The organism is Bradyrhizobium sp. ISRA464 (assembly GCF_029910095.1).
Taxonomy (GTDB): domain Bacteria; phylum Pseudomonadota; class Alphaproteobacteria; order Rhizobiales; family Xanthobacteraceae; genus Bradyrhizobium.
Genome location: NZ_CP094526.1, coordinates 5,655,867 through 5,669,073 on the forward strand (window position 1 = coordinate 5,655,867; position 13,207 = coordinate 5,669,073).

The 13,207-nt window shown below is 60.3% G+C and carries 9 protein-coding genes; 6 read left to right on the forward strand and 3 right to left on the reverse strand.

The window, feature by feature from the left end:
* Positions 1-6 precede the first annotated feature (6 nt).
* The 4 genes from MTX19_RS26380 to MTX19_RS26395 all read left to right on the forward strand — a co-directional run bounded on the left by MTX19_RS26380 (position 7) and on the right by MTX19_RS26395 (position 4,496).
* On the forward strand, positions 7-963 hold the full coding sequence (locus MTX19_RS26380) for a branched-chain amino acid ABC transporter permease (RefSeq protein ID WP_280980002.1): 957 nt from the start codon (positions 7-9) through the stop codon (positions 961-963).
* 18 nt (positions 964-981) lie between these two features.
* Positions 982-2,055, forward strand: a complete 1,074-nt coding sequence (locus tag MTX19_RS26385) for a branched-chain amino acid ABC transporter permease (RefSeq protein ID WP_280980003.1) — start codon at positions 982-984, stop codon at positions 2,053-2,055.
* Between the two features lie 124 nt (positions 2,056-2,179).
* A complete protein-coding gene (locus MTX19_RS26390; RefSeq protein ID WP_280980004.1) occupies positions 2,180-3,511 on the forward strand; it encodes an ABC transporter substrate-binding protein in 1,332 nt (443 codons plus the stop codon).
* Positions 3,512-3,647: 136 nt separating this feature from the next.
* A complete protein-coding gene (locus MTX19_RS26395) occupies positions 3,648-4,496 on the forward strand; it encodes an ABC transporter ATP-binding protein (RefSeq protein ID WP_280976768.1) in 849 nt (282 codons plus the stop codon).
* A 199-nt stretch (positions 4,497-4,695) separates the two neighbouring features.
* Here the strand turns inward: MTX19_RS26395 and MTX19_RS26400 are convergent, their stop codons facing one another.
* Both MTX19_RS26400 and MTX19_RS26405 read right to left on the reverse strand, forming a co-directional pair.
* Positions 4,696-7,788: an efflux RND transporter permease subunit gene (locus MTX19_RS26400; RefSeq protein ID WP_280980005.1), complete on the reverse strand. Its 3,093-nt coding sequence runs from the start codon at positions 7,786-7,788 to the stop codon at positions 4,696-4,698.
* A gap of 10 nt (positions 7,789-7,798) precedes the next feature.
* Positions 7,799-8,917: an efflux RND transporter periplasmic adaptor subunit gene (locus MTX19_RS26405; protein WP_280980006.1), complete on the reverse strand. Its 1,119-nt coding sequence runs from the start codon at positions 8,915-8,917 to the stop codon at positions 7,799-7,801.
* Positions 8,918-9,514: 597 nt separating this feature from the next.
* Between MTX19_RS26405 and MTX19_RS26410 the strand changes: the two genes are divergently transcribed.
* Together MTX19_RS26410 and MTX19_RS26415 are read left to right on the forward strand one after the other, a co-directional pair.
* Entirely contained in the window at positions 9,515-10,429 is a 915-nt protein-coding gene (locus tag MTX19_RS26410) for an SDR family oxidoreductase (protein ID WP_280985542.1), read from the forward strand.
* Positions 10,430-10,708: 279 nt separating this feature from the next.
* On the forward strand, positions 10,709-11,905 hold the full coding sequence (locus tag MTX19_RS26415) for a hypothetical protein (RefSeq protein ID WP_280980008.1): 1,197 nt from the start codon (positions 10,709-10,711) through the stop codon (positions 11,903-11,905).
* Between the two features lie 245 nt (positions 11,906-12,150).
* Here MTX19_RS26415 and MTX19_RS26420 read toward each other — a convergent pair whose 3' ends face one another.
* Positions 12,151-12,804 carry a glycerophosphodiester phosphodiesterase gene (locus MTX19_RS26420; RefSeq protein ID WP_280985543.1) on the reverse strand — a complete coding sequence of 218 codons (654 nt, stop codon included), beginning with the start codon at positions 12,802-12,804 and terminating at the stop codon, positions 12,151-12,153.
* Positions 12,805-13,207: the final 403 nt, after the last annotated feature.

The following is a 13,207-nucleotide window of genomic DNA, read 5'->3' on the forward strand; positions in this document are numbered from 1 at the left end:
GATGTCATGGAGCTTCTCCACATGGTCTTCATCGAACCCTTCGTGCAGATGGCGCGGGCGCCCGATCTCTTGGCGCAGACGTTGTGGGAGGGGCTGGTCAGCGGCACGCTCTATGCGCTGATCGCCCTCGGCTTTGTGCTGATCTTCAAGGCATCGGGCGTGTTCAACTTCGCGCAGGGCATCATGGTGGTGTTCGCCGCGCTGACGCTGGTTGGCCTGCACGACGCTGGCGTTCCGGCCTTTCTCGCGCTCGCGCTTGCGGTTGCGGTGATGTTCTGCCTTGCCCTCGCTGTGGAGCGGCTGGTGCTGCGACCGTTGGTGAATCAACCCGACATCATCCTGTTCATGGCCACCTTCGGCATCACCTACTTCCTCATAGGCTTCGGCGAATTGGTGTTCGGCGGCGACCCGAAGGTGATGATTACGGACGAGCTGTACCTGCCGCAGGGACCCATCACCTACCGCACGTTGGGTGGAATCGTCCAGTTGCAGAAGCTCGACATCGCTTCCGCCGTTGTCGCCTCGTTGATGGTGGCAGGGCTCGGCCTGTTCTTCTCCATGACGCGCATCGGACGCGCGCTGCGGGCGGTTGCGGACAGTCACGCGGCAGCACTTTCGGTCGGCATCTCGCTCGAGCAGATCTGGGTAATCGTCTGGTTCGCTGCCGGGCTGGTGGCTTTGGTTACCGGCATCTTCTGGGGCGCGCGCTCGGATGTCTCGTTCGCACTCGACGTGATCGCACTCAAGGCACTGCCGGTGCTAATCCTCGGCGGACTCACCTCGATTCCGGGAGCCATTGTCGGCGGTCTCATCATCGGGGTCGGCGAGAAGCTCGCCGAGTTCTACTGGGGGCCATTAGTCGGCGGCGGCACCGATGCTTGGTTCGCATATGTGATTGCGCTGATCTTCCTGCTGTTCCGCCCGCAAGGGTTGTTCGGCGAGCGGATCATCGAGCGGATATGAGCTGTAGCGGGTAGTTCGATGCTTTATCGCGAAACCGGACAATTCAAGACCGACTACGCCAGCGATCAGGCGATCTTTCCGATCCTGCAGGACCGCATCGGCATCGCGGTCATCCTGGCAATCGCGATCGCCATTCCATTCACCGGGCACGACTTTCTCGTCAACGCTGTGCTGATCCCGTTTCTTATCTTCGCACTCGCGTCGATCGGGCTCAACCTGCTCACCGGCTATACCGGACTGTTGTCGCTAGGCACAGGCGCCTTCATGGGGGTTGGCGCCTATTCGTGTTACCGGCTGACGTCGTCGTTCCCGGACGTGAACATCCTTGTCTGGATCATCGCTTCGGGATTCATCACCGCAGCGGTGGGCGCGGTGTTCGGCATACCTTCGCTGCGCATAAAGGGTTTCTATCTCGCCGTCGCGACATTGGCAGCACAGTTCTTTCTGGAATGGTGCTTCATCCGCATCCCCTGGCTCTACAACTACAACATCTCGGGCGCCATCGAGGTGCCGCAGCGCGAATTGTTCGGCGTCATCATCACCGGGCCGCGCGCCACGTCGGAGACTCGTTACTACGTCGTGCTGGCCTTCGTGATGGTCATGACCTGGCTCGCCTCTAACCTTGTCCACGGTCGCATCGGCCGCATGTGGATGGCGGTGCGCGACATGGACATCGCCGCAGAGTTGATGGGCATCCGCCTGCTGCCGACCAAGCTTCTCGCCTTCGCGGTGTCCTCCTTCTATTGCGGCGTGGCCGGCGCGTTGATGGTGTTCCTCTGGTACGGCGGAGCGGAAGCTTCTGCTTTCAACATCAACCAGAGCTTCACTGTCCTGTTCATGATCATCATTGGCGGTCTGGGCAGCCTGCTGGGCTCCTTCATGGGTGCCGCGCTGATCTACATTCTTCCGATCGTCGTGCGCCTGCTGCCGGAATCGCTCGGCCTGCCGCTGCAGGCGGACACGGTGGAACACATTACCTACATGACAGTCGGCGTGCTGATCATCGTCTTCCTGGTTGGTGAGCCGGCCGGGCTGGCGCGTCTGTGGCAGATAGGAAAGCAGAAACTGAGGGTGTGGCCATTTCCTTATTGATATAGCGAGAGGAGCCAATTTTCGACCGCAGCCGGTTTGAGGCCGCGGCTCCCAAATTGTCGCCTTGCAAAGCGGGGGCGAAGCTAGACGCGCCGGCTGTCGGCGCGGTTGATGGGAGGATGTCATGAATACAAGACCACTGCTTATCGTCATAGCCTGTGCCGGGTTGCTGGGAACCACAGCGCTGACCAGCCCAGCTCTGGCGCAGGACTCGATCTACGTGCCACTGTTTACCTACCGTACCGGTCCCTATGCCAATTCCGGCATCCCGATCGCCAACGGCATGCACGACTATCTCACCATGCTTAACGAGCGGGACGGCGGAATCGGCGGCGTCAAGCTCAAGGTGGAGGAATGCGAAACCGGCTATGACGTCAAACGGGGCGTGGAATGCTGGGAGTCGGTGAAGGACAAGAACCCGACAGTCGTCAACCCGTTCTCGACCGGCATTACGCTGCAGGTGATTCCGAAGGCCGCGGTCGACAAGATCCCGGTCCTGTCGATGGCCTATGGATTATCGGCTTCGGCGATCGGCGAGGACTTCCCCTGGGTGTTCAATCCGCCCGCCACTTATTGGGACGGCATGTCAATGATCATCCGCTACATCGGCGACAAGGAAGGCGGCCTGGCAAAGCTCAAGGGCAAGACGATCGGCTTCATCTATCTCGACGCCGGCTATGGCCGCGAGCCGATTCCGCTGCTTGAGCAGCTGGGCAAAGACTACGGCTTTACGGTGAAGCTCTACCCGGTGGCCGGCAAGGAGATGTCGGATCAGTCCGGACAATGGCTGTCGGTTCGCCGCGACCGTCCGAACTGGATGATCATGTGGGGCTGGGGCGCCATGAATCCGACTGCGGTCAAGCGTGCCGCCGAGAATGGCTATCCGATGGACCACTTCGTCGGCATCTGGTGGTCGGGAGCCGACAGTGACGCGAGCGCCGCGGGTCAGGAGGCCAAAGGCTATCTCGCGCTCAATATCAGCGGCTTGGGCTCGAACTATCCCGCGATCCAGGACATCAAGAAATACGTTGTGGACAAAGGCAAGAGCCAGGTCGCAAGCGATCAGTTCGCCAGCACCTTCTACGATCGGGGCGTCTACAACAGCGTGCTGATCGCGGAAGCGATCCGCAACGCACAAAAGATCACCGGCAAGAAAGTCGTGACTGGCCCGGATGTCCGGCGCGGCCTCGAAACGCTGGACATTTCGGAGGCGCACTGGAAGGAGCTCGGCCTCCCGAACTTCGGAACAGTTGTCCACTCCACTTGCGCCGACCATAACGGCCACAGCCCAGCCTACATGCAGCAATGGGATGGCACCAAATGGGTCAAGGTATCCGACTGGATCGAGCCGATGAAGGACAAGGTGCAGCCGTTGCTGGAGAAGGCTGCTGCCGACTACGTCGAGAAGAACACCGGCTGGCCGAAGCGCACCGAGGCTTGCGACAAGCCAGCGTAACTGAGAAGACCCTCATCCTTCCGAGCGCGGTGGGGCGCGTCTCGCGAAAGGAGAGACGATAAATAGGCCAGTTGCCCTCATCCTTCGAGGCGTGCGCACCTCGTCGGGATGAGGGCGCTTCAAGGGAAAGACCGGCATGCCCACCGCCGAACTCGCCGCTTCTAAGCCAGTGACCACGCCCGCCGCCCTCTTGCTGTCGGTCAACAATATCGAGGTCATCTACGACCGCGTCATCCTGGTGCTCAAGGGCGTATCGCTCGGCGTGCCCAAAGGCGGCATCGTGGCATTGCTCGGCGCCAACGGCGCAGGCAAGACCACCACGCTAAAAGCGATCTCCAATCTGCTGCACGCCGAACGCGGCGACGTCACCAAGGGCATCATCCAGTTCGACGGCGCCGAGGTGCAACATCTCTCGCCCAATGAGCTGGTGCGGCGCGGCTGCATACAAGTGATGGAAGGCCGTCATTGTTTCGGCCACCTCACCATCGAAGAGAATTTGCTCACTGGCGCCTTCACCCGGCGCGACGGCAAGGCCGCGATAAGCCGCGATCTGGATCTGGTGTATAACTATTTCCCCCTCCTCGCCGAGCGGAAGAATGCGTTGTCCGGCTACACCTCCGGCGGCGAGCAGCAGATGTGCGCCTTGGGGCGCGCGTTGATGTCGCGCCCGAAGATGATATTGCTCGACGAGCCCTCTATGGGGCTGGCGCCACAGATCGTCGAGGAGATCTTCCGCATCGTCAAAGACCTGAACGAGAAGGAAGGCGTGTCGTTTTTACTCGCCGAGCAGAACACCCATATGGCGCTGCAATTCGCGCGTTACGGCTACATCCTAGAGAACGGTCGCGTGGTGATGGACGGCGAGGCCAGGGCGCTCGCCGCCAACGAGGATGTGAAGGAATTCTACCTCGGCATTTCCGAAGATCGCCGCAAGAGTTTCCGTGACAGCAAGCACTACCGCCGCCGCAAACGGTGGCTCGCCTAGCTAACTCGTCAGTCCGGGAGGACTTTTTTTGGCGAAGAATTTATCTTGAAAGACGGACGAGTTTCAATGTTGTTCCGTTGAAACGGAGCGGCACGGTATTGGTCTGACAAACGCAAATGGGTTGCCTGTACCGTTCGAGCGCACATGGTGAAGCCGACTGCAGACTCTGCGGGCCGCGCAGGCGAGACCGATTGCCGGGTCAGACTGTCCTCGGCTCATCACCTGGCGGCGCAAGCTGTGATGCGTCCTGCGATACTTGGTGGGAATGCTCGGTCGCGATCAGGAAATAAATGGCCGGCACCACGAAGAGCGTGAACAGTGTACCGATCGAGATTCCGCTTGCGATGACGAGTCCCATGTTGAAGCGCGAGACCGCGCCAGCGCCGCTTGCGAGGATCAGCGGAACCACGCCAAAGACCATTGCCGCGGTGGTCATGAGGATCGGCCGCAATCTGATTCCGGCCGCCTGCTCGATTGCTTCGCGCTTGGCGACGCCGCCGCGCTGCAGCTCGTTTGCGAATTCGACAATCAGAATGCCGTGCTTGCTGATCAGGCCCATCAACGTCACCAGGCCGACATCGGTGTATATGTTCAGCGATGCGCCGCCGATGCCAAGGCTCACGAAGATCAACGCACCGGCGATCGACATCGGCACCGATACCAATATGATGCATGGATCGCGGAAGCTTTCGAACAGCGCCGCGAGCGACAGGAAGATGATCACCAGCGCAAATCCGAACGTGGCGACAAAGCCGGAGGATTCCTGGATATATTGCCGGGACAAGCCGCTGTAATCGACGGTGTAGCCTCGCGGTAACGTCTTGGCAGCAAGATTCCTGAGGAGGTCCAGTGCGTCGGACTGCGCGACGCCGGGCGCCGCAACTCCCTGAATGGTGGCGCTGTTAAGCTGCTGGAAATGATTGAGCGTCTCCGGGACCGTTTTGGTTGCGATGTGCGCGATCGTCGACAGCGGCACGGGAATGCCCGATACGTTGGCCACGTAGTAGTTGAGCAGCTGATCAGTATTCAGGCGAAACCGTCGATGGACTTGCGGGATTACCTTGTAGGAACGCTGGTCAAGGCTAAAATAGTTCACATAACCACCGCCCAGCATCGCCCCCATCGCGTTGCCGACATCGCTCATCTTGAGCCCAAGTTGCGCAGCCTTGTCGCGATTGATCTCGACGACTGCTTCGGGATTGTCGATCTTCAGATCTGTGTCGAGGAAGATGAACATTCCGCTGTCGATCGCAGCTTTCAGGAACTGCTTGGCGGCATTGTCGAGCTTGTCGAACGAATCGGTCGTCTTGATCACGAACTGTATCGGCAGCCCCTGGCTGCCCGGCAGCGGAGCCAACTGAAAGGCGGCGATCCGCGCCCCGGCAACCTGGTCGAGTTGGTGCTGAACGATCGGCTGCAGCTGGTTGCTCGTCCTTGTGCGCTCGTCCCACGGCGTCAGCACCATGCCCGAGACCACGCGCGCAGGCGAGTTGATCTGGAAGACGTGATCGGTCTCAGGATATTTCTTCATGATCTGGAAGACCTGCCGCGCATACAGCACCTTTTGCTGTAAGGTCGCGTCCGGCGCCAACGTGGACGTCGCAATCACCACACCTTGGTCTTCCTGGGGAGCAAGTTCGCTCTTGGCGCCTGCATAAAGGAAATATATGCTGGACAGCACAAGCAGTGCGAAGACGCCTGTTACAGGTATATAGTCGAGGCTGCCGTGCAGCCAGCTCAGATAAAGACGACGTAGCGCCTCAAAACGGCGTTCAATGAGGGCAGTGAATCGTGCCTGCCAACCGCGCGTTGCGCCATGCGGCTTGAGCAGACGGGAGCTCATCATCGGCGACAGCGTCAGCGCGGCAACGGCCGATATTGTCACCGTGCCGACCAGGGTGAATGCGAATTCCGTGAACAGCGCCCCGGTCAGACCGCCCTGGAACGCGATCGGGACATAGACCGCGACAAGGACAACCGTCATGGCGATGATCGGGCGGCCGAGTTCTCGCGCAGCCTCGATCGCCGCAACGACTGGCGCCTTGCCGGCCTCAAGGTGACGATTGACGTTTTCGACGACGATGATGGCATCATCGACCACGAGCCCGATCGCAAGCACCAGCGCCAGCAGCGTCAAGAGATTGATCGAGAAACCGACCGCCAGCATCATGGTGAAGGCGCCCACCAGCGACAGCGGGATCGCGACCATCGGGATCAGGACGGAACGCCCCGACCCCAGGAACAGGAACACGACGAGATTGACGATCAGCAGAGCCTCGACGAGCGTCTGCACGACGTCATAGATCGCCGCGCGCACGAATTTGGTGGAATCGTAAACGATCTGGCCGTGCAGTCCGTTGGGCAGCTGTTGTTGAATGCCCGGGAATATCCGGTGCACGCCCGCGATCACGTCGAGCAGGTTGGCAGTCGGCGCCACCTGGATGCCGATGTAGACCGCCGGCTTGCCGTCGAATGCGACCTGTGTGTCATAGTCGTCCGCGCCGAGCGAGACGTTTGCGACATCCTTCAACCGCACGATCGCGCCACCCGCCTGCTTGACAATCAGGTTGGCAAATTCGCTCTCCGAATGTAGGCCGGTCGATGCTGTGAGATTCACCTCCACCATCTGCCCCTTGGTGGTGCCGAGCCCGGAGATAAAATTGTTCTGCGTCAACGCAGCCGCTATATCTGCGGCGCTGAGGCCATAAGCAGCCAGCTTTTTCGGGTCGAGCCACGCCCGCAGGGCAAAGTTCTGTCCGCCCAGAATTTCCGCAGTCTGAACGCCCGGTACGGCCTGCAGCTTCGGCTGAACGGCGCGGGTGAGATAATCGGTGATTTGATTCCGTCCCAGCACGTCGCTGTCGAAGCCGAGATACATGGCGTCGATCGTCTGACCGATCTGCACCTTCAGCACCGGTTGCTGCGCCCCCGAGGGAAGCTGGTTGAGCACCGAGCTGACCTTGGTGTTAATTTCCGTCAGTGCCTTGTCGGCATCGTAGTTGAGGCGGAGGTTGATGGTGATCGTGCTGACGCCGCTTGCGCTATTCGAACTCATGTAATCGATGCCGTTCGCCTGGGCGATCGCGTTCTCGAGCGGCGTTGTAATGAAGCCGGCGATCACATCGGGGGCAGCGCCGTAATAGGTGGTAGTAACGGTGACGACCGCATTCTGCGTGCGCGGATATTGCAGCACAGGCAGCAAACTCATGGCGCGCAGGCCGAGCGCGAGGATCATCAGATTGACCACGGTGGCAAGAACGGGCCGGCGAATGAAGAGGTCGGTGAAGTTCATGGCAGGCCTCTCATTGTTCGGAGACCTGAGGGTTCGCGCTGAAAGGCGTGGTGACTTCGTTATTGATCCGGACCGGAGATCCGTTGTGCAGCTTGTTCTGCCCGGCCGTGACCACGACATCGCCAGGCTTGATTCCATCCAGCACCGCGACTTGGTCGCCGCGGGTCTGGCCGGTTTTCACGAAGACCTGGTGCGCAATCTTTTGCCCCTGCCCGCTCTCGTCCCCGCCGGCATCTTTGATCAGATAGGCAATATCTCCATACGCGTTGTAATAGATCGCCGTCTTCGGCAGTGTCACGTAATCCTTCTGCGTCCCCACATCGATATCGACGGTCGCAAACATTCCCGGCAGCAGCTTCTCGTCGGGATTCTTGAGTGTCGCCCGGACCTGGACATTCCGGGTCGCCGCATTGACGAGGGAGTTGATCGCCATGATCGTGCCGGTGAATGTCTCATCAGGATAGGTGTCGACCTTCGCAATGACGGGTTGGCCGACCCTGATCTTTGCCAGGTCCTGCTGCGGCAGGTAGAAATCCACGAAGATCGGATCGAGCTTCTGCAGCGTTACGATCGGCGTCCCCGGCGCGATATACTGGCCGAGATCGACCTGACGGATGCCCATTCGGCCGGAGAAAGGTGCCCGGATCGACTTGTAGCCGACAAGCGCCTGTTGTTGCGCAACCTGCGCCTGGTTGTTCTTGAGCGTTGCCAGGTCCGTATCAGCAGTCTGCTGGCTCACGGACTGGCTCTTGAGCAACCTGACGTCGCGATCGTAGTTGAGCTGCGCCAGCGCCGTCGTCGCCTCCAGAGCGTGCAAGTGCGCGACGTCATCGGCGTCTTCCAGCTGGACGAGCAATGTTCCCTGCTCGACTTCTTCGCCGGACTGGAAATGGATCGCTTTGACGATACCGGCGACCTGCGGACTGAGGTCGGCCCCCTTTTCCGCCCGGGTGCTGCCCACGGCCTCCAGGCGGTCCTGCCACCGCTGCGTGCCGGCCGTGATCGTGGAAACCGTCTGCGGCGGGTTGCGCAGTCCGGCGATCGACTTCTGGACCATCCTGGCCCGAAAAGCTTCAAACCCGAACACCGACCCCAAAACCAGTCCGACAGCGACCAGCATGATGGCCATGCGTCGAAGCATCCGGGAGTTCTGGCTTTTGGAAGAAACGGCGCTTTTCATTGCCGTTGACCATCAGTTATGGCGCCCGCGGCGCGCTTCGTCCCGTTTGGATGGCCCCACCGACTTCCGAGATGCAGTTCCCGGACTGATCTCGAAACGACTATTGAATGCGACGGTTCCCGACACCTGCTTCCCGGCGGGAACAAATCGTCGCGATCCGCGGCCAGAGTTCGTAGCCCGGAGGCTATTGATGACCGTGGGCTGGTTGGGCATCAGGAACGCCCGGGGCGCCCCACCCGCCCGTGCATCGACCGAATGGTGAGCGGCAGGGAGAGTGCACGGCAGCCGGTATCTTGCCTGAGCCGCTCGCGCCGTTCTCAGTTCCGCTCAGGGTCCCAAGTCTGACATCAGTCGCTCACTCGATCAACTCGTCGGCGATCGCGAGGAGGTTGTCCGGGCCGAGCGCCCCGACGCACGCCAGGCAGCGTCCCAATTCCGGCGACAGGAGCCTTGGACACGACTACCATCGTAGTCGAAAGGAAACGGGCACAGAAACGGGCACACATGGCTGAGCACAAGGAGGCCGTAGTCGTCGGAGCGCTCGGAGTGATCGGACGCTACATAGTCGAGCGGCTGCTCAGGCAGGATGACTGGTCCGTCATCGGTCTGTCGCGCCGCGCGGCCGGCGCCGTGCCTCGCTACCGCCACATCAGTGTCGATCTATTAGACCGTGAGGACGCGGCGGCGAAGCTCGCCGGCCTGACGGAAGCCACGCACGTCTTCTACGCGGCGTTTCAGCCTGCGGCGGGCGCCGCCGCGGGCTATGCATCGAACATCGCTCCAAACCGCGACATGCTGGTTAACGCCGTGACCGCGATCGACAGCGTGTCGTCCGCGCTGCGCCGCGTGGTGCTGGTCACCGGCACAAAATATTATGGCTCACACCTCGGGCCATTCAAAACACCGGCACGAGAGAGCGACCCGCGCCACATGGGTCCCAACTATTATTTCGAGCAGATCGACTGGCTCGCCGCCTTCCAGCGCGGCAAGCGCTGGGACTGGGTGGAGCTGCGACCACAGACCTTGTGCGGCTTTGCGCCGGGCACGCCGATGAGTCTGGCGCCGGCGATCGCGGTCTACGCCGCGATCAGCAAGGAGCTTGGGTTGCCGCTGCGTTTCCCGGGAAAGCCTGGCGCCTATACATCGATCTACCAGGTCACTGAATCCGCGCACTTCGCCAACGCTGCGCTTTGGGCGGCGAGCACGCCTCGGTGCGGGCTCGAAGCTTTCAACATCACCAACGGTGACTATTTCCGCTGGAAGAATCTGTGGCCGAAGCTCGCGGCCGCTTTCGATATGCCAGCCGGCGACGTGCAGACGATAAGCCTTACCGCACACATGATAGACAACGCACCACTCTGGCGCGTCATGACAAAGAAACATGGGCTGAAGCCCTACGCCTACGATGAGCTCGTGGCCTGGCCCTTTGCGATTACGTCTTCAGTTGCGACTGGGACGTGATGTCGGACGTTACTAAATCCCGCCGCTTCGGCTTCCACGATGTGATTGATAGCGAAGAGATGTTTGTGCGGCTCATGCGCGAGTTCCGCGCCGAGCGGATCGTTCCCTGAGACGCATCGGTCACGTTCCCTGAGACAACGGTCATCTGTGTCGATTTGGCCAAGCTTCGGCGATTTCCGATCTACCTCCAACATCTGACACGCGGATTTCGTCGATATGTATCATTTCCAGCGTAGCGCAAAATGCTTTACGATTGCGTTCGCGTTTTGAGGCGGGCAGATGATAGCTGAACAGCACCGTATTCGCTTTGCCTGCGCCGTTGTAGCGGCGACCTTGACGATTGGGTCTACGGTCTGGAGCGCCGCGGCCGCACTTCCCGCTGCATCAACGAGCAGCACGTCAACGGACAGCCCAGTGCTTGTCACACACGAACCGCGCACCGGGCGGTTCCTCTACGCAATCAATCAAGCGGCGGCCATACGGGGTTCCATATCGGTCTACGACATGGATACCGAGCATCGTCTAGTTAAGACCATCGAGACCGTTCGTGAGGTGGACGACGTGAAGGGGATCGCCGCTAGCGCGGCGACCGGCCGGCTCTACGTGGCCTACCGCACCCGCTCAGGAATCGGGATGATCTATTGCCTTAATCTCTACGATGACGTGGTGCTCTGGAATCGCGCCATCGATCCCGATGTCGATCGGCTGGCGGTTCATCCGGGCGGGCAGCTCTTGTACGTTCCGACCTGGGAAGGCCGCTCGGCCGACTTTCTCAACGTTGTCGATGCCAGCACGGGCGATGTCATCCGCAAGGTGCATTTCTCTAGTCGATTGCACGATACCCTGTTCCCGCTGTCTGGGCCGCTCTTTCAGGAGACCAAGGCCGATGACGGAAGCGGGAAATACCTCTATTTGATCGATCCGCAGAGCTACACGGTCTCCCGCGTCGGCCCTTACGCTGGCATTCTCGGGCCCTACGCGGTCGATGGCATGAGCCGCTACGTGGTGAACAACGTGACCGGCCTGTGGGGGATGCAGGTTGCGGAGCTCAAGAGCGGCCGCATCGTCACCGCCAGCCTTGCGGAGCATCCAGCCGGCGAAGCTGGGCTGCTGCACGGGATTGGATGGACACCCGACGAGCGCGAGGTGTGGCAGAGTAGCAGTGCGGACGATCCGCACATCTATGTGTGGAGCATGCGCGATCCGATGGCCCCGGTATTGACCGAGCGGGTCAGGATGAAAAGTCGCCACGGGGCGCATTGGGTGACCTTCGACATCGAAGGCGACTACGCCTATGTCGCGCCCAACAAGAATAGCGATGACGCCACCGAAATATTCGACGCTCACACCCACAAGTCCGTGGGCCTGATCGGCTCGTCGGAGGACATGATCGAGATCGATTTTGGCCACGGCAAGGTCAGCCGCGTCGGCGATCAATTTGGCATCGGACGGGTCGTCCGTGCCTCGACGAACTGATCGATACGGGATATCGCCCAGCGATCATCTCGGTAGCACCCAGCCAAAATGTCGTCATAGCCGGAAACAAAGCTCTTCCGCGTCACGTCCGGTCTACCCTGTGCCGGCATGTGGACGAAACGCTAGATCCCGCCGCTGTGGGCCAAAAGGCGACGTCACCGAAACAGCCGATTCCCCACGCCAGATAGGGCCGACTGCCAGTTGGCTTTCGAATACTTCACGGGCGACGAACGGGTTTGCGCGGCCTAATCAGGTCTGGCGCTGCGGCCAATAGTGCGGTCGACGTCGGCAACCGCCCCGTAGAGGTGCTGCCGCGAGAGCCAATGAAGGTCGTCCATGCGTTGTACGACTCCTACCACAACCGGCACCTGGTGGCGTCGCGCAAGCTGCTCAAGTGAGAAAACGGACCACCAGGCGCGAAAAGCGACTCGCGTCCAAGCGCGCGCGTCCCAGCCGAGCAGGAGGACATCCGGCGCATACCTGCGCACCGCACGATTCAGGTTCCACGGGTACGTGACGATGATGCCCAGGCGCACCGGTCGCGCACCCTCCCACGGAAAGGATCTTGCGACGGCGGCAAAGGCAAATACGACCGAGCGACGGGCCACGTTGCTGGCAACCAGCCTCTCGATGACTTTAGAGACAAGTCCCGTCTCCTTCACCTCCACAAACAGTTCAAGGTCAGTCGGCGAAAGAAGCGACAGTGCCGCATCGAGGGTAAGCGCATTCTCGACATGACGCGGCGGCTCGTGTGACACCACCAATGTGTCGGAATCCGCTGCAAGGCAGACGTCGAATTCGACACCAGATATTCTGCCGTCACGGGCGGCACGTGCGAACGCGGCGAGCGAGTTTTCACCCCGACCCGCAGACCATCCACGATGCGCAATAAGCTTCATGACGAGGTCCGTAAAGCCAAGCTGCGCACGCTATGCAATCTCCCCGTAGAGAGAGTATGACTAACCCGGCGTTCGGCGATCACACAGGAGTCCGTTTTGAGTAGGTCGCTTTCAAGGATTCGAATGACCTTGAGGACGCGTATCGAAAGCGGCGTTGATACCGGCATCGGCGGGACACCAACTGGACACCGCCTGACCACATCCGACCAAATTATTGAAATAATGGCGCGCCACTCAGAATAAAACTGCGAACTCTTACGTGATTGAAGTTACTATAGCATTCCAATCACTTCCATCGGCTCAGATATCTCGCCTTCGTAAATCCGGGCGAAGGACAGGATTTGCGCATGTGTGATTAGGTGCGCATGATCAACATCACTCGTGAAGAGTAAGCCCTGTGGCA